General features: G+C 38.4%; 14 protein-coding genes. 11 read left to right on the top strand and 3 right to left on the bottom strand.

Annotation, left to right across the window (positions count from 1 at the left end; all coding sequences use genetic code 11):
* Nucleotides 1-113 precede the first annotated feature (113 nt).
* Nucleotides 114-1736, bottom strand: a complete 1623-nt coding sequence (locus C3Y93_RS05800; protein WP_104852352.1) for an oleate hydratase — start codon at nt 1734-1736, stop codon at nt 114-116.
* A gap of 356 nt (nt 1737-2092) precedes the next feature.
* On the opposite strand from C3Y93_RS05800, the gene C3Y93_RS05795 reads away from it, so the two are divergent.
* From C3Y93_RS05795 to C3Y93_RS05780, 4 genes are all read left to right on the top strand, one after another.
* Entirely contained in the window at nt 2093-2716 is a 624-nt protein-coding gene (locus C3Y93_RS05795) for a LysE family translocator (protein WP_104852351.1), read from the top strand.
* Nucleotides 2717-3194: 478 nt separating this feature from the next.
* Nucleotides 3195-3650: a helix-turn-helix domain-containing protein gene (locus C3Y93_RS05790; RefSeq protein WP_004973749.1), complete on the top strand. Its 456-nt coding sequence runs from the start codon at nt 3195-3197 to the stop codon at nt 3648-3650.
* Nucleotides 3640-4206 (top strand): IS630 family transposase, encoded by a 567-nt coding sequence (locus tag C3Y93_RS05785; RefSeq protein ID WP_121533679.1) that lies wholly within the window; start codon nt 3640-3642, stop codon nt 4204-4206. Before C3Y93_RS05790 ends, C3Y93_RS05785 begins: the two co-directional genes overlap by 11 nt.
* Before the next feature lie 52 nt (nt 4207-4258).
* Entirely contained in the window at nt 4259-5083 is an 825-nt protein-coding gene (locus C3Y93_RS05780) for a hypothetical protein (RefSeq protein ID WP_104852350.1), read from the top strand.
* Between the two features lie 264 nt (nt 5084-5347).
* Here the strand turns inward: C3Y93_RS05780 and metG are convergent, their stop codons facing one another.
* Nucleotides 5348-7405, bottom strand: coding sequence for a methionine--tRNA ligase (metG, locus tag C3Y93_RS05775; RefSeq protein ID WP_104852349.1), 2058 nt, complete (start codon nt 7403-7405; stop codon nt 5348-5350).
* Nucleotides 7406-7682: 277 nt separating this feature from the next.
* On the opposite strand from metG, the gene apbC reads away from it, so the two are divergent.
* The 7 genes from apbC to C3Y93_RS05740 all read left to right on the top strand — a co-directional run bounded on the left by apbC (nt 7683) and on the right by C3Y93_RS05740 (nt 17324).
* Nucleotides 7683-8936 (top strand): iron-sulfur cluster carrier protein ApbC, encoded by a 1254-nt coding sequence (gene apbC, locus C3Y93_RS05770; protein WP_104852348.1) that lies wholly within the window; start codon nt 7683-7685, stop codon nt 8934-8936.
* Between the two features lie 375 nt (nt 8937-9311).
* Nucleotides 9312-9905: a LysE family translocator gene (locus tag C3Y93_RS05765; protein WP_019837508.1), complete on the top strand. Its 594-nt coding sequence runs from the start codon at nt 9312-9314 to the stop codon at nt 9903-9905.
* Nucleotides 9906-10052: 147 nt separating this feature from the next.
* The gene (gene dcd / locus C3Y93_RS05760) at nt 10053-10622 is read left to right on the top strand and encodes a dCTP deaminase (protein ID WP_004975507.1); all 570 of its coding nucleotides are present in this window, start codon (nt 10053-10055) and stop codon (nt 10620-10622) included.
* Between the two features lie 243 nt (nt 10623-10865).
* Nucleotides 10866-12875 carry a hypothetical protein gene (locus C3Y93_RS05755; RefSeq protein ID WP_104852347.1) on the top strand — a complete coding sequence of 670 codons (2010 nt, stop codon included), beginning with the start codon at nt 10866-10868 and terminating at the stop codon, nt 12873-12875.
* 13 nt (nt 12876-12888) lie between these two features.
* Nucleotides 12889-13605 (top strand): hypothetical protein, encoded by a 717-nt coding sequence (locus C3Y93_RS05750; RefSeq protein WP_104852346.1) that lies wholly within the window; start codon nt 12889-12891, stop codon nt 13603-13605.
* A 33-nt stretch (nt 13606-13638) separates the two neighbouring features.
* Nucleotides 13639-15885, top strand: coding sequence for a DUF6160 family protein (locus C3Y93_RS05745; protein WP_104852345.1), 2247 nt, complete (start codon nt 13639-13641; stop codon nt 15883-15885).
* 14 nt (nt 15886-15899) lie between these two features.
* A complete protein-coding gene (locus tag C3Y93_RS05740) occupies nt 15900-17324 on the top strand; it encodes a hypothetical protein (protein ID WP_104852344.1) in 1425 nt (474 codons plus the stop codon).
* 59 nt (nt 17325-17383) lie between these two features.
* Here the strand turns inward: C3Y93_RS05740 and C3Y93_RS05735 are convergent, their stop codons facing one another.
* Nucleotides 17384-19099, bottom strand: coding sequence for a proline--tRNA ligase (locus C3Y93_RS05735; RefSeq protein WP_104852343.1), 1716 nt, complete (start codon nt 19097-19099; stop codon nt 17384-17386).
* Nucleotides 19100-19107 lie beyond the last annotated feature (8 nt).

Genomic DNA, 19107 nt, shown 5'->3' with positions numbered 1-19107 from the left:
GTATTATGCCATTATTTCAATGAGTTATCTTTTTTTGTCGTGTACAAAGATCGTTTTATCAAAGTAAGTTGAATAACCATAGGGCAGCAATTTACCCTATGGCTTTTTTAAATTTAATGAAAAACTGCTTCCAAAGCATTTAAGCCAACTTTAGGATCGAGTAAACCATTGTAAATCTCTGGAATTTCACGTTCGACACCTAAGAGCTGGTAAATGGCAATCATGGCACAACGTACGGAATATTCCACCGTGAAAACCACATCATCTTCAAGCTCTACGAATTGACCTAAGAAAGCAAAGTTGACCGCATTTTCTGGAATGACCAATGGGCGATCACCTGCTTTACGACATGCAAATAGGGCAGAAGCATAAGGCATCATTACTGTGGTAATGTCAGTATGTGCCAACACATGATCCAAGATGTCATCGAAACCAAGTTGATGAATCAACTCAATTAAAATCTCTTGACCTGTCGCTTCACTCATCGGTTTTTTAATGTAATCGCCGATATGGTCAATTTCAAAACCATAACCCCATAAGGTGAATTTACCTTCTGGTAAGTCAGCAAAATGCGGTTGAGCTGGAACGACCACAGATAGATGCCAACCAGATTCAAACCAAGTCATGAGTGCACCTGTACCCGGTTCATTTCCTGTGTAATCAATAATCCGTTTTAGCAGCACATCATCATGCATGGTGAGCGTAAAGGATTTCCATTTATGCTCATCAATGTTGCCATAGAAGGTCATTGGACGACCAAAATCAGGAGCTTTTTGAGCCAATGTTTCCCACAAACGCCAGCCATGATCTTGTCGATCACGAATCAGCTCAGGAACATCGAATTTATCGCCATAACGTGAATCAGCCGTAATCGAACCTAAAGTAAAGAGCGCAAGATCATGCTCACCCAGTTGAATTTGTTCAGTGCCTTCTGGAATGTTGACATAAAGTTGGGTTGCCTTACGTTCCTTCGTTTGCGCATCTTCGACAAAGTCTGCATCTGTGACATAACTACCGAAACGAACATCAACGCCTTGTTCCACCAACCAGCGTTGTAGAGGATGAATCATTGAATCATATTGATTGTATTTAGTTCGTTTCACACCTGCTAAGGTATGGATGCGTGGTAATTCTTGAATGAAACGTAGAAAATAACGGCGTAATTCCGCTGCGCTATGCCATTTTTGAAAGGCAAACGTGGTTCGCCACATCCGCCAAAAATTACTTTGGAAAAATGCATCATCAAAAAATTCATCAATACGGCGACTACCGATACGATCTTCTTTTAATGCCAGTAGACGTAACATTTGAGCACGGTTGAGCGTTGATAATCCCAATTTTTGAGCTTCTGCAATAATATGATTTGAGTCGATCAAACGTGCTTGAGCATTGGTTTTAACTTGTTCGTTAAATTCACGACATTCTTCACGAACAGAAATGTCTGGATTTTCTAAAGATGGGATGCTTGAAAATAAATCCCAAGTACACAAATAAGTTTCATCAGTTAGCATACGTCCACCACGTGTGACCCATGCTTGGTTCGGATTAAGTGGATTATGTCCACCATCCATCGAACCACCAGAAACATTCAATTCTTCTAAAATATGGATATGTTCAGCTGGCACTTTAGCATCACGAATCGCAAAAGCAGCAGCAGCCATACCAGCTATGCCTCCACCTACAATCCAAAGATGTGATTTAGAGTGGTCTAATGTTTTCAGTCTTTTATTTTGCATCTGATGTGCCTCGATTGTAATTCTAAAGAAAATTAAAGCCATAATTTTATTATGGGATTATGTGTTTTAAAAATATATGAAAGTTCTGCTAAAAATCGATGATAAATTATTATCAGAAAAAAACTTTAATAGAAAAAATGGATGCACAATAAAATTTTACTGTTCATATGCTATGTTTTAACTGTTTGATATTGAAATTAAATTGAGTTTTTACTCTATTTTTGGTTTTTTACTAAATATCAAATTGCTTGAAAAATCCTTAAATTTATAAACATAAATCAAAAAAATTATATCTTCTATTATGGTTTTTTAAGTAAAATAAATAATTGAAAATTATTCTAATCTTGAGGTCTATCTTGGAATCATTATTGATTTTAGGCTCTATTGCTTTGGCATTAATGTTGGGGGCAATTAGTCCTGGGCCTACCTTTATTTATGTGGCAAAAAATTCGATAGCCATTTCACGTAAGCATGGTTTATTTACGGCTTTAGGCACGGGTACGGGTGCCGCAATTTTTGGTTTATTGGCGGTGATGGGGTTGCAGGCTATTTTATTGGCAGTGCCTTCAGCATATTTTCTGCTTAAAATTTGTGGTGGTTTATATTTGTTGTTTTTGGCTTATAAAATTGTGAAGCATGCCAAAGCGCCTATTCAAACCAATCTTGCACATGGACAGCAAATGTCACTGCGCCGTGCGTTTACCACAGGTTTAATTACGCAGCTATCTAACCCTAAAATTGCAATTGTCTTGGCGAGTATTTTTACAGCTTTGTTGCCTAAAGAAATTCCAAACTATTTTTATGTAGTGCTGCCAATTCTGTGTTTTTTTATTGATGCAGGCTGGTGCTCATTGGTTGCTGTGGCTTTGTCTGCAGAAAAACCACGTAAAGTCTATTTGAAGTTTAAAGCGAGTTTTGATCGGCTAGCAGGGGCTGTAATGACAGTATTGGGCTTAAAATTAATTTTTGGGATGAAGTGATTTAAAGCTGATGATTTGATAAGTTTTAGTTTTTTTCTATTTTTATTCAGTGTATAAAACAATAAGTTTTTGGCTATATAGTTATTTGTCCATGTGGCTATTTTTTGCTTTCAGATTGTTGATGTCTATTCTTTAAGAATTTGGGTGAGAAGAATAATTTTAAGAGAAGATATATTGTTATTATGATAGTTTTGTTGGAGTAAACTCATTATTATCGCTTCTTTGGGGGTATAATTACTTAGGTGGAGTATGGCAAATAATTTTTTGTGGGATTATCATCTAAAATTGATAGAATTTTAGATTATCTGGGCTCAAAAAGTAATTTAGAAATTGGTGAGATGTTCTCAAAACAATTACCAAATTTGCTTATAAGTGATAAAGAAAGTTTTGGTTCTAATATTAAAAAAAGTTTTACTGTAAGTTGACAAAAATAACTAATCATGCGAAAAAGTTTTTTTTAGTTAACAGATGTTCACACATGCCTCGAATTGTTTCTGTACCACTTAGTTTAGAACAGCGAGAACGACTCATTTTTCTGGCCAAGCATGCAAAACATTGGCGTGAAAGACAACGTGCCCAAACTATTCTCTGGCTTTCTGAAGGTAAAAGTGTTGCGGAAGTTGCCACTCTACAAGAACGTATCCCAGAAACCATAAGGCTACAACGCCGACGTTGGGAATTGTATGAGTTTGAATCGATTAAAGAAGGTCATCGCTCAGGTCGGCCCAATACATTGATCTCAGACTATCAGGCGAAAATCCTAGATTGGGTCAATACAAGTCCACTCAATGCAGAACAAATCCGAGTCAAACTACATGAAGAATACGAAGTGTCCGTGTCTGTTGAAACCATTCGTAAGTTTTTACGTGATTCAGGTATGGTCTTCAAGCGTACCCGTCATAGCTTGAAAAAAAAGAGATCCGATTGCATTTGAACAAGCAACACAGCAGATTGAAAAATTACGAGAGCAAGCGGCACGTGGTGAAATTATATTAGGTTATGTTGATGAAACAGGGTTTTCATCTACACCTGATAACCGCTATGCATGGACAAAGATAGGTGATGTTCATGCGGTTGATGCAATAAGATTAAAACGAGTTAATGTCATGGGGTGTTTGCTTTCAACGGGGAAACTGGTGACAAGTTGTTTACAAGAGTCAGTTACAAGCACTTGGTTTTATGCCTATTTAACTGGAATAGCTCAACAAGTAAAACAGACTTATAACCTTCCATTGGTTCTTATTGTTGATAATGCCTCGATTCATAGAAGTAAAAAGATGGCTGATTACAGAGAGCTACTTAAAAGTAACTTTTCGACGAATTTGTATTTTATTCCAGCTTATAGCCCTGAGTTAAATCGAATCGAGATGGTATGGAAGCAGATGAAATATTATTGGCGAGATTTTCAAGTCATGACAGCTGATAAAATAGAGCAATGGGTGGAGAGAGTATCAAACCAATTCGGAAAAGAATACATGTTTACTTTTTAATGACAGCTTAATAAAAAGTAAGGATTCGGTTCTAAACGATGTTTTAAAGATTTTGACCGATGAACAGAAAAATTATTTTTATAGTATTTCGTCTGATGCGCAGGAAATTATGAGGGGGAATTTAAGAACTATTAGTGCATATATTGAGGACTTAAATGATTTGTATAGTTCATCTGGCAGTGTATCAGAACTATATAATATTGATCTTAGCTTTAGAAATAGTTATGACACACTTATCCACTTTGCTCAACTCAGTACTATTTCATTAAATTTCCTGAAACAAAAGATATCTGATGATCTTAATCCTAGTTTTGATTTAAAAAATCAACAGGTTGATCACTTAATAGGTGAGCTACAACTTTATAAAGGTGAAGCTTCAGCTCGAAAGACTAAAGAGATTTACAAGAAAAAATATAAAGATTATAAGCGAACTGTTGAAGTCTATGAACTGTACCTGATGTTACTCGTATGTTTATCTGTGACTTTGGTTATAGGACAGTTATTTGCACACAATTTTTTTGATTCGTTAAATGTTTCTAATGCTCTAATGATTAAATTAACAATTCTGGCTTTAATTGCGACTTTATTTACTTACTGTTTTAAGCAGATTGGCTTCTATCGAAAAATTTCAGAGCAAGCACACCAAACATTCATGGAATTAGAAGCATTACCTGAGTATTTGGCACATTTGCCAGAAGACAAGCAACACGAGATTAGGACTGATTTAGCAAAATGCTATTTTGGTCAAAACCTTTTTGATTCTATTAAAGAGGACTCAGTTTCGATACAGGAACAATCTAAAGCGAATGCTGAGGTTCTAAAGTCGACAGCTGCATTATTGGAAGTAATAAAGAAACAGAGTTCGTCACCAAATTAATTCAGATGTAGGCGATATGGATGTCGCTGTTAGCTTGTGATACATGGACGTATTATCAAGCTAACAAAAGATTTTTGTTACTTTTGATCTTTCAAAAGTAAGGCAATGCCTACGCAATGAAAATTGAGTTTAGATTGTAAAGTGGGGGCAGTGATTTAATAAATCTTCTCCCTAGCCCTCTCCTTTAAAGAAGGAGAGAGAACTAAAAACCATTAAAAAAAGCCCCTACAACGTAGAGGCTTTTTCTCATCTCAGATCTAAATCTTAAGAAACTTTATCACCAGCTTTAGCGCCAGATTCAGGTGAAATCACCCAAACACCTTCGCCATTACCCGCAGCGAGTATCATCCCGTTAGAAATACCAAAACGCATCTTACGTGGTGCAAGGTTGGCAACCATTACCACCAATTTGCCTTTTAAGTCTTCAGGTTGGTAAAACTCGCGGATACCGCTAAACACTTTACGTGGCTCGGCTTCACCTACATTTAAAGTTAATTGAAGCAGTTTGTCTGAACCTTCTACCGTTGCAGCTTCTAAAATTTCAGCTACACGTAGGTCAACTTTCATAAAGTCTTCAATACCAATAATTTCAGCTTCACCCACTTTAGGTTCAGGCTTCTTCTCGACTTTCTTCTCTTTTTTCTTTTCTGCTTTTGGCGCTTCTGCCGCAGCAGCTAAAGAATCTTTCGAAGCATCAACCATTGCAGCTACCGCTTTCGGATCAACACGTTGCATCAATGGTTGGAACAACGCAATTTCATGACCGACTAAAACAGTTTTACGTGATTCAAAGTTAAAGCTATCTAACTGTAAGAAGGTTTGAACTTGTTCAGCCAATGTTGGCAGTACAGGCGCAAGATAAATCGCCAATTGACGGAATAGGTTAATCCCTACAGAACATACGTCATGAACTTGCTGTTCTTCGCCTTCAATTTTGGCTAAAGCCCAAGGCTTTTTCTCATCAATATATTGGTTGGCGCGGTCAGCAAGCGCCATAATTTCACGAATGGCGGCAGAGAACTCTCGCTCTTCATAGGCATTGGCAATTGAATCACCTGCAGCAATAAAGCTTTGTACTAACTCAGGTTCTGCACAGCTCGCACTTAATTTGTTATCAAATTTGGTGTTGATGAATTTGGCACAACGGCTGGCAATATTTACCACTTTACCTACAAGGTCAGAGTTTACTTTCTGCACAAAATCATCCAGATTTAAGTCAGAGTCTTCAACTTTGTCAGACAGTTTTGAGGCAAAGTAATAGCGTAAATATTCAGGATTTAAATGCTGCAAATATGTTTCTGCTTTAATAAATGTGCCGCGAGATTTCGACATTTTTTGACCATTTACAGTCAAGAAGCCATTTACAAATAAACCTGTAGGTGTGCGATAACCCGCACCATCTAACATCGCAGGCCAGAATAAAGCGTGGAAATATACGATGTCTTTACCAATGAAGTGATAGACTTCTTTGTCTGAATCTTTTTTCCAATAATCGTCAAAATTCAGGTCGGGGCGTTTGGTTTTTACGTAGTTTTCAAAACTCGACATATAACCAATTGGCGCATCAACCCAGACATAAAAATATTTATTTGGTGCATCTGGAATTTCAAAACCAAAATATGGTGCATCACGTGAAATATCCCAGTCATTCAAGCCATTTTCAAACCATTCATCTAATTTGTTGGCAATTGAAACTGGCAAACGACCTTCATCGCGCGTCCATTTTTGTAAATATTCACCAAAATTAGGCAATTTAAAGAAGTAATGATCTGATGATTTTTCTACAGGTGTTGCACCGCTCAAAGTCGATTTTGGATTAATCAATTCAGTCGCGTTATAGGTTGTGCCGCAAACTTCGCAAGAATCGCCGTATTGATCTTCCGCTTTACATTTTGGGCAAGTGCCTTTAATAAAACGATCCGATAAGAACATGCCTTTTTCAGGGTCAAATAATTGCGTGACGGGACGAACAGCAATATTGCCTGCATCACGGTTTTTGACATAAATTTCGCTGGCACGTGCGCGGTTGGTGTCGCTATGCGTTGAATCATAATGATCAAAATGCACGCCAAAACCGTCAAAATCACGAATGTGTTCTTGTTGCACATTGGCAATTTGCTGTTCAGGGCTAATCCCGTTGGCTTCGGCACGCAGCATGATTGCTGTACCATGCGCATCATCCGCACAGACATAAGTCACGTCATGTCCCATTGCACGCATGGCGCGAACCCAGATATCTGCCTGGATATAACCGAGTAAGTGACCCATATGGATCGGGCCATTGGCGTATGGTAGGGCGTTAGTGACTAAAATTTGACGCACGGATATAACTCTCTCAAATATGGACGATGCAATTCGGGCAATTTTACCTTAGATAGCACATAGATGCACAAGGGATTCAATGAATTCTTTTCAAATCCGCCTAGAAGTCTAAATACAATATCTAAACAAGGAATAGGTCTGCATTTGTCCATAAATCATGTAAAAACCAAGCAATACGCTCAGAATTAAGTATTTCAGTGATAGCACGACTTAACCTTATACTGAATTATCGTTACACTATCAAAATCGCGGTATTTCCAAACTTTGGAGTAAATCTATGTCTTGGCTTTCTTCACTTAAATCAGTTTTTTCACCTTCGCATACGGTGAATGAGGAAGCTATTCAGCACGTGCTACAAAGTTATGTATTGCCTGAATCTGAACATGTTTTAAAAGATCGTATTTCTCAAGTGAATTTGCAAGGTGACATCCTGCAAATCACCATCAATACTTATCCTGAAGAAAAACAACATTTACAACAAATTCATGATGATTTGGCAGATGCATTAGAAAAATGTGGCATTAAAGAATTGAATATGCATGTGATTCAGCAGAAAACTGCACAGAAAAAAGAAAGTTGTGGGCATCAACATGCTGAAGGTGAAGGCTGCGCTACATCGACCACACAGACCACAGCATCTCATTTACCACCAGTGGTGGATGCTGCAGGTCAAAGTTCAATGCAAGAAGCCGATCCGAATAATCCACCGATTCAAAAAGCTGCGCCACAACAGCGCGATGTGCCGAAACATCCGCGTATTCAAAACGTGATTTTGGTATCTTCAGGCAAAGGCGGAGTTGGAAAATCCACCACGACGGTAAATTTGGCTTTGGCATTACAAAAGCTAGGCTTAAAAGTTGGCGTATTAGATGCCGATATTTATGGCCCAAGTATTCCGACCATGCTCGGCAATGCAGGCAAAACTCCAATGATTGAAGCCGAGCAGTTTGTACCGTTAGATGCTTTTGGGATGCCTGTGTTATCTATCGGGCATTTAACAGGTGATCACAATACACCTGTAGCATGGCGTGGACCAAAAGCCACAGGTGTATTAATGCAGCTCTTTAATCAAACTTTATGGCCAGATTTAGATGTGTTGATGATTGATATGCCACCAGGAACGGGGGATATTCAACTGACACTTGCACAGCGTATTCCTGTAACGGGAGCGGTGATTGTGACTACACCACAAAATGTTGCCTTAATGGATGCTGTGAAAGGCATCGAACTGTTTAATCGTGTGCAAATTCCTGTGATGGGCGTAATTGAGAATATGTCGACGCATATCTGCTCAAACTGCGGCTACGAAGAACAAATTTTTGGTCAGGGCGGTGGCGATAAACTGGCAGAACAATATGATATTCCGTTGCTTGGGCGTTTACCCTTAAATGTCAGTATTCGTGAAAATGTTGATGCAGGCACGCCGTCAGTGATTGCAGGCGATGATGCTGCCGATAGTTACATTGCGATTGCTCAGAAAATTGCAAAAAAACTGCCTAAAGCTGAAAAAGATCAGAATCGTATTTTCTAATCGGGGACCTCAGCTTGGAATGATCGCGGTTATCGTCATTCAGTTGTCGTCCTTCAAATTTTAAGTGATTCATCTTTTAAAAGCTAAGTCACAATATTTTGAAAATTTAGCTCACTTCGGTGGGCTATCTTTTTTTGATTAAAAAACATGCAAACATCTGATTTAAAGGTGTTTAATTTCCAAATACCTTAAAAATGTTAAGAAAAAATGACTTATAAGTTACCATTCGATTAAAAAATATTTTTTATATAAGTGGTTGAATAAAAATAATAAATTTAAAATATTAGACTGATCAAAAATTTGTCTTACAAAATACTTTTTGCCAATTGCAATGAACTATTTTAATCTGCGCTCATTCAGTAGTGAGGTCAATGCATGATTTCATGGTTTTTTATCGGTTTAGTGATCACAATTTTATTGACACCAGGGCCAACCAATACCTTGCTTGCATCATCTGGCATTCAGGTTGGTATCCGCAAATCTTTCCGATTAATTCCAGCAGAAGCATTGGGTTATTTGATCTCTATTACACTTTGGGGTGCCTTAATTGGTACGGTGTCTACCCATCTCCCGTTGTTGCCCATCATTCTAAAATTATTCAGTGCAAGCTATATTATTTTCTTGGCGATTAAATTGTGGCGTACGGCCAACGTCGAGCAAAGCTTTAATCAACCCACGATCCGTGCCAGTGAGCTATTTTTAGCGACTTTACTCAACCCTAAGGCATTGTTGTTTGCTTCTGCAATTTTCCCAACAATTGCATGGGTAAAAGCAGACTATTATGTTGCACACATGCTGGCGTTTTTATGTTTAATCGTGCCGATTGCCTTTTTCTGGACTTTTATTGGTTCTGTGCTCGCTAAAAATAAAATTAGCTGGCTCAATCAGTGCAATCTACAAAAAACAGCTTCTATTGTGTTGCTGAGCTTTTCAATTCCTTTAAGTTATTCGGCTTTGTTGAGTCTATAAGGCCAACGTTGTATCCAAAAGTTGTATCTACTGAAAATGATCATTGCACTTAAAAAAGCGATGTGAGGGAAACGGCTGGTTTTCATTAACTTAGATTTCAGTTAAAGTACAGCACAGTTAAACATTCATATTTTGGATAGAAAATAAATGGCAATTAAGTCTGATCGTTGGATTCGTGAAATGAGCGAAAAACACGGCATGATTGAACCGTATGCAGAAAACCAAGTTCGCTTTGACGAAAATGGAGAGAAACTCATCTCCTATGGTGTTTCTAGCTATGGTTATGACGTACGTTGTGCACGTGAATTTAAAGTCTTTACCAATGTTCACTCAGCAATTGTCGATCCAAAAAACTTTGATGAAAAAAGTTTTATCGATATTGAATCAGATGTGTGCATCATTCCGCCAAACTCGTTTGCCTTGGCGCGTACCGTTGAATATTTCCGTATTCCGCGCAATGTATTGACAGTGTGTTTAGGTAAATCGACCTATGCACGTTGCGGTATTATTGTGAATGTGACGCCACTGGAACCAGAGTGGGAAGGTCATGTAACTTTAGAGTTTTCCAATACCACGAACTTACCTGCGCGTATTTATGCGGGTGAAGGTGTGGCACAAATGCTGTTCTTTGAATCAGATGAAGTCTGTGAAACTTCGTACAAAGACCGTGGTGGAAAATATCAAGGGCAGACAGGCGTGACTTTGCCTAAAGCATAAGCAATAACTATCTATCATATTTTTCTGTTGAAGAAGCGAGCCAATCTGCTCGCTTTTTTTCATTCATCGGAAAGCTGTGCAGTTTAGCCAGTTTGTTTTGCATTTGCATAAATATTCAGCATAATTAAATATGAGAATGCTTTGGCATAATCACGTTTTTAAGGATAAAAACACTCAAATAAATAGCCAAGCTATAGATAAATAAAAGAAAGATGCGGAGCATCAGATAAAAGGAAGGTCGAGATGACTGAACACGCAATTACTTTCCCTTTTCGTAAGCGTTGCTTAGCCACTGCGATAGGCTTATTTTTGGCGAACCCGAGTTATGCTTTACAAGCACTCTCCGATGACTCTTTGTCAAATACCACAGGCGAAGGGGTTGCTTTAGTCCTTGATGATTTCAAAATGGTGTTTCAGCAACCGAATGACCTATCAACAGGGTCGAGCTATACACGTCGGTTAGAAAACCCAAGTCAATATGATACGGGCTTTATTCGTATTATCCCGACGGGGGAGAATTATCAGAATATTTCAGAACATACCTATAAGAAAGTTTATAATCAGGTTTATGATGCTGAATATTTGGCAGGTGTTTCAACTACATCAACATTATATCAAAGTACCTATACAACGACTTTCAATAACTATAAAACACAAAATTATAGCTCTACAAAAACAGCAGTGAGCAGTGAAATCTCAGTTGGTGTGCGTCAAAGTTTAGTGGCAGAATACTTTGAATCTGACCGAATGAAACAATATTATCAACAGCGCTATAATGAATATTATAATGAAGGAAGGATTAATGCGACGAAGGATGGAACGACTATTCCTAGTGCTGCAAATCCAACTTTGAGGAATAAAGATGCATCTACCAAATATGCATTACAGAATACATATGAAATGATTGAAATTTTATATGGCAATAGAAATACTGATACCGTACCTTCAACACAGTGGACGCAAGGGGTTACAAGATTTAATCATATTGATCCTAAGGTTGCTCAAACTGTAGAAACAGTAACTCAGGAGCGACTAAACCTTGAGGGTGATAAAGTTGCAAAAGCAGCAGCTACAAATGCAATCAAAGAATTAGAATTATTAGCAGTAGATAACGCAACTCAAGCAGCAAAAACAGCAGCAGCACAAACTTCAGTGGGTTCACTCAGAACCAAAGCAGATGTCTTTATTTATGGTCTGGCATTATCTAAAAGTGATAACTCTTTAAGCAGTCGTTATAGCAATCAGGGTTTTAACTGGGGTTCTGCAGACAATCCATGGTTATTCCGTGCTGGTACAGAAAAAGTAAAACAATTTAAAAATGTAGAAAAAGATGTCGGTTATTTGGCACTTGAGGCACCGCTCGCAACTACAACGCCAACTGAAAGTGATAATAATATTAAATTGGGCTTTTGGACTGATATTTTTTCGCGTCAGTTGAATTCAAGCGCAGAGGTTGATCCGAGCACTGGAGCACCAAAATCGGGTTTAGATAAAGAGCACCGTTTACGTACTCAGTTTGTTGCCAATGGTTTAAGTTTAAATGGTTCACAGACCCGAGTATTTCAGACTTTAGACTCGGATAATCCAAATCATCATCAAACATTGGGTATGGCAAGTGTATTGCGTTTAAATACCAATGATAATCCTGCGAATCTAAGTTTCACAGATTCAAACTTAGACAGTAAAGGAATTCGCATTAGTACAGCAGCAAAATCAGACACTTTAGATGGAACTGCGGTCACACCAGCAATAGATGGTTCATTAGCACCAGTTTTTCATGATATAGAAGGTCTGTATTTATACAGCCCAAATATCAATTTAGTTTTAGGGAATATGTATCAGCCTTTTGTGGTTGGTTCTGAGGGCAATAATATTGTGCTGGAAGTAACACGTATTCCGAATGTTCCTGAAATTTACAATAAAATTTATCAAAATTATGAAGATGGAAAGGGTGGATATTTAGGTTCTACAGCATTTACAGGTTCTACCTGTAATGTGGTGAGCTGTGGCACACCGCTAAAAGCCAATGCCAATGACAGTGCTGCGATGTATCAAGGACGTAATGCGACGCATAGTAGTATTGCAATTGGTGCTGTAGAACGCTTGCCAAATAATATGTTGCGTGCCAAGGATCATGATAATGCCACAGGTGTTGTATTTAAAGGTGTGGATGGTACTGCTAAGAATCTAGGTTCAGTTGCAATAGATGGTGTGCTGATTCAGCACCTTAAATTTAAAACAACAGGTCTATAAAAGGAGAATCATCATGTTGAAAAAACTGTTTTGTATTGCATTGATGTGTAGTCCTTTGACCCATGCCAACTTAATTGCACTGGAAAATCATGAATTAACGCAGGCTACTGGTCAAGGTGGAGCAGACCTCAGTTGGACGTTATCGTTAAACCATGAATATGCCGAAAACTTAGAACTCAGCAATATTTCTAAATTTAATGGTGGGACTAAACCTACAGAAGTTTATTATCGCTATAGTAAAAATTGTGCTGACAACAATGTGCTCTGTCGTTTAGCCATTGCACCCAATAACCATGAAGATAATAACGGCAATAAAAAATGGCTGGTATTTAAACAAATTCAGGGCACCATACAAATAGATAAATTTTCTTTAGATGGCACAACCATTATTAATCATAAAAATGACCCACAAACCGCTATGCAGCTTAAGTTTTATGATGATAAGCCGTTAAAAATTAGAAATTTAGGCTTCGCTGCATTATCTATTGAAACAGGTTCTGGGCAGGGAGTAAATGAAGGTTATGCAAATTCAGAGGTATATACCAATTTTCTAGGAAGAAATTATCAACAAGATGGTAGTTATAACTTAGTTCAGCAAGATGTACCTTTGTTTGATCAGGGCGCTGAAAAAGGATTTATGGGCTTAAATATTCACGGCAATATGCACATGTCTGGCAATGTGAAAATATTTAGCTACAACTGTACAGGTTCAGCAGCAAGTCGTTGTTGAATATAGGATTAAGTACAGTATAGGGAAATAAAAATGAAAAAAATAATACAGTTGAATTTATTAACATTGAGCGTACTTTGTGCGCAACAAGTCTATGCTTTAGAGCTGATTGCAGACCAGCATTTGTCTGATGTAAGCGGGCAAGATGGTATTGTAATCACCCATGAAATGTCTAAAGCCACGATTAATCAAGTCAATTGGTATGATCCTGATTTAGTGGCTGGAACTCAACAGGGTTTAGGCTTACATAATGTAGAAATTAAAGGACAGAATAACCAGCCTATTATCAGTAAGCTTGCTTTAGATGTGGGGAAAACTGATGTTGGCGCAGGTGTGCGTATCGATGCGAGTATTGATGCTTTTCAAGCGACCGCAGATTTAAACTTGGTCAAAAAAAACTGTGTCGGAAATAGTTGTACTAAAGAAACACAAAGCTTGGGTCAGTTCGGCTTAGAAACTAAATCACCTTTAAAAGTTTTATTAGAAACCAAAGCAGGTTTATTCAATCAAAATGAAATGGCACATTTAAACTTCCAGTTACAGAATGCCAAAATTAGTCATGGTTTAGGTAAGCATCAATTATCTATGCATGATTTTAACTTTAATTTTGCGACTGACGGCTATATGTACATTGATGCCGATGAGGGATTGGTCTTTACCACTAAAAATGGCACCACCGACCATTTTGTGAATCTTGGACGAGTGAAAGACCTGAGTGATGTTGCAAGTAGCCGCCAAAATGCAAGTAATCCTGGGGTCAATATTGACTTACGTTATGATGATAAAAATTTAATTCGCTTTGGTGCATCAGGTGCGGTGAGCAATGCGAAATTGTTTTTTAATGGGCAGCAAAAGAATATTGCTAATTTTGACGTCTCGAATAAGGTCAATGGTGTAATTGAAACTAAAAATACCGCAGTTACAGGCTACGATACTGTGGTGGGGCAAGGTGGTTTGCATTTGGGCTTATCTGCTGATTTTACCAATCAAAATACGACAGGTTTGGCCGCAGGGCAATTACCAACAACCTTAGAAATTGGGCACACAGGAAAAGGCAGTTATGCGGTTGAATTTTCGAATTTAAGACCGCTAACCACACGTGATGCACAAGGTAATTTACACAATAAAAATGCCTCTATCGATTTTGGCGATATTTATATTAATACCGTACAAGCGAAAAACCTCAATTTTTTAGTCAATGAAAATATTAAAAATACTATTGGTGCAACCAGTCCTATTTTAAACCAGTTGCTATCGAGTAAGCTTGAAGGTGACCAGTTTTCACTGATCGCTGTTCGTGGCATGGACTTTCAGTCTATTGCAGCCAAAGCTAGAATTATTTCTGACAACTCTTTAAATGAATTGACAGGAGATGGTGGTTCTTGGGGTATTGGGATTCCAATTTATAATTTAAATGCCAATGTGGCCTTGTCGGGTAAACAATATCTGTCACCTTATGATGGAACGAACAAAACCGGAATTGGTTATAACGCTATTGTTTCTACCGAAGGTTATGGCATTGATTCAAAAACTGGGTTACCAAGTACCACTTCTATTATCTTAATTGATGGGCAAAAAAGCCTGCATGCTGGTGAAGCTGTCAACTATTATGCTGGTTTAAGAAATATTGATGCATTAATTCAGTCCGATGGTGTGATTGGTTATGAAGATGAAGGGATTTATATTCGTGCAGATCATTTATTGGTTGCAGCAAAAGCTGAGTTAGCGATTGGACAACTACCGGGTTCAAAATACAACTGCGTCACAGGATCAACTAAATGCGGTGGCTTTATACCTTATGATAATTTCTCTAAGAAAGATGATGTGTTGACCACAATCGCTTTTAAATTAGATGGAAATGGTGAGTTGTTGGTGATTCCTGGAATGGATCCAACCGATACTAATCCGAACTCAAACTTTTTGTCTTTTGATGCGAACTTTAAGTTTAGAAGTCTAGATAGCACAGAACAGGCAGATCCCAAGAATTTAGGTAGTTATTTTAGTTTGATTAATGAAGATCAAGTGAATAATGAAACTGTTCAAACTTCTTCAATAAACTTGAATCGAATGGAAGGTCATATAGGTGTTAAAGGAAAAGTAGTCGTCAGTGCAGATACGGTCACTTTAGACAATCAAGTTAAATTTAATTATAAAAATGATATTGCTCAACCCTTTAAAACAAACTTTGCAATGTCTACCAATGGCAATATGCAGAAAATCGCATCTGTCGCGCTTACAGGTGGAACCATGCGCAGCACATTCGGCATTACGCCACGCTAAAGGATAGAAATAAAATGAAAAAAACAATTTTAGTTGCATCTATTTTAAGTACAGCTTTTTCATTCAATTCTGCTCAAGCGATGCAGGCTTTAAATGATGATCAGTTATCTCATGTACAAGGTCAGGCACTTTTGAACCTGATGACTGCGACAGATCAATCACAAGGGCTCAACTTTTATAAGCTGAGTGTTGATGCACTCATGGAGCTCAATGCCAACATTAAAACGCTACAATTGGGTTGTGGTGGTGTAAATAATGCGATTGGTAGTAAAGCGGGATGTGATATTGATATTTCCAATATTGCATTAAGTGGCTTGAATGAATCTTATGATTCAACAGGTAGTCCAAAGTTTAATGGTGAACGTGCGGGTACTAGTGCGCAAATTACTAATCCATTTATTGAATTTGCGATTAGTGGAAATAGTGCGTCAACACGTGAAGTGGTTGGTTTTCGCTTAGGTGCTGAAGAAATTTTAGGTCTACTGACTTTGGGTACAGATAACGTACAAAACCCAAATGACGGGATTAAAAGTTTTAGTGGTTATATGAAAATGGCACAAACTCAAGGTCATTCATTTACTGAGCAAGCGACATTTGGTATGACCGATGATGAAATTATTTCTGGTCGTTTAAAGGCTTTGGGGCAAACAAGACAGTTTCATAGTAAGCCATTTACAAATGGTGTTAGAACAGAAGGGCATACAGGGGTTACAGTTCCTTCTATGAAAGTAGATTTTACTATGCCAGAAACGGTGGTTACGGGTCAACGTATGACTGCTGCCAAAGTGAGTGGTATTCGCTCATCTATTCCTTCTATTCCTTTAGCTGTTGCAGAGCCGGGTAAGAGTTTACCGGGTAGTGTTCAAGGAACTCCTGATTTCTCTCAAGACCAGCTTTATGTAGAATTCCCTGCTTTATTATTTGGTTCTCTTGGGACACACTCATTCTTTAAAATGGCAGCAGGCTCGAGTTTGGATGAACTTAATATGGATATTACTTTTGTTCAAGCCCTAAATATGATTCACAATATTCCACTCAATGGCACAGGAGGGTATTTATCTCTGCAAAGTAAACCTGTGCATTGGCAAGGAGCCGATCAGGGTGATGTTGCTCAACAAGGGTGGTGGATGTCTTTTAAAGAACCTATACAACTGGGATATTTAGCAACAACAGATAAGGTTGATATTTCTGCGGTATTACCACAAGTAGCTACAGCGATTAGTGACTATTTGCTCAATAAATCCGAACCAATTGATGTTGGTGCTTTTGAGGCTTTAGGTTCTTTGGCTGGCGTAGCTGTTGAAAAAAAATTGAATATTAATGTAGGTCAATTTACGAATTATGCAACAGGAAATCCAGCTACGATTACATTAAAGGATAAGCTTTTAAATAACCAAAACGTTACCCCTAACTGTTATGGTGGTATGAAATTCTGTTAATTCCAAATGAAAAAAAATCCCGCAACTTGTGCGGGATTTTTTATGCTTAGTGTTTAACCTTATTTAGCAATTTTGATGAGTAATTCTTCTTTCGTTAGGTTGCTAGATTCAGCATCACGACGACCTTTATATTCAAAAGTACCCGCATCTAAACCTTTCTCACCAATCACAATACGGTGCGGAATACCTGTAAGCTCAAGGTCAGAGAATTTCACCCCAGGACGTTCATTACGATCATCCAGTAATACATCATAACCCGCAGCTTGAAGTTCAGCATAAAGTGCTTCTGCTGCTTCTAATGTACGTGGTGATTTATGTGCGTTCATTGGCACAATCGCAATTTCAAATGGTGCGATGGCAGAAGGCCAAATGATGCCTTTATCATCAAAGTTTTGTTCAATTGCAGAGGCAACCACACGGGTAACACCAATACCATAACATCCCATAGTCACGGTAAACGGCTTGCCATCTTCACCAAGAACTTTGCAGCCTAACGCTTCTGAGTATTTAGTACCAAGCTGGAAGATATGACCGACTTCAATACCGCGTTTAATTTGTAGCGTTCCTTTCCCATCGGGAGATGGATCGCCCTCAACGACATTACGTAAATCATAAACTTCAGTATATTGTGCATCGCGTTCCCAGTTCACACCTGTTGCGTGTTGATCAACTTGGTTTGCACCAGCAACAAAGTCAGACAGTACCGATGCAGCACGGTCTACAATCACAGTCATACCTTTTTCAACCAAACCTTGTGGACCAACAAAGCCAGCAGTTAAACCTAACGCTGCAATTTGTGCATCGGTTGCAAAAGTAAGTGGTGCTGCAATCTGTGGATGCTTTTCTGCTTTAATTTCATTAAGTTCATGGTCACCGCGCAGGAATAATGCAATCACAGGCACTTGACCTGTTTCATCTGCAACACCTTGAACCAAGAGCGCTTTGACTGATTGGTTGCTATTTGTACCTAAAAATGCAGAAACTTCCGCAATGGTTTTTTGGTTTGGTGTATCCACAATTTTGAGTTCTTGCGTTGCCGCAGCACGTTCACCCACCAAAATAGCTTCAGCCATTTCAATATTGGCTGCATAATCAGATTCGGTAGAGAAGGCGATATCATCTTCACCGCTTGAAGCCAGAACGTGGAATTCATGTGAACCAGAACCACCAATAGAACCTGTATCTGCTTGTACAGGGCGGAAGTCTAAACCTAAGCGCGAGAAAATACGGCAGTAGGTGTCGTACATTACATCATAGGTTTCTTGTAAAGAAGCTTGATCGGTATGGAAAGAATAAGCATCTTTCATAATAAATTCGCGTGAACGCATTACCCCAAAACGTGGGCGAATTTCGTCACGGAATTTGGTTTGAATTTGATAGAAGTTGATTGGTAATTGCTTATAGCTTTTTAATTCATTACGCGCCAAATCGGTAATGACTTCTTCATGTGTTGGACCGAGTACAAAAGGATTGTCGTGACGGTCATTAAAGCGCAGTAATTCAGGACCGTATTGTACATAACGACCTGACTCTTCCCAAAGTGAAGCAGGCTGAGTAACAGGCATAAAGGTTTCTAAAGCACCTGCGCGATTCATTTCTTCACGAACAATGGCTTCAACTTTATTTAGCACACGCACACCCATTGGCAGCCAAGTATATAAACCTGAAGCCAATTTACGAATCATACCCGCACGTAACATCAGCTGGTGAGAAATCACCTCGGCATCGTTTGGGGTTTCTCTTAACGTAGCAAATAAAAAGCGACTCGCGCGCATGGAAACTG

Source organism: Acinetobacter sp. SWBY1, from assembly GCF_002946595.1.
GTDB classification, from domain to species: domain Bacteria; phylum Pseudomonadota; class Gammaproteobacteria; order Pseudomonadales; family Moraxellaceae; genus Acinetobacter; species Acinetobacter towneri.
Note: the sequence above shows the minus strand (reverse complement) of the source record. Positions and strands in the feature narration are given on the sequence as shown.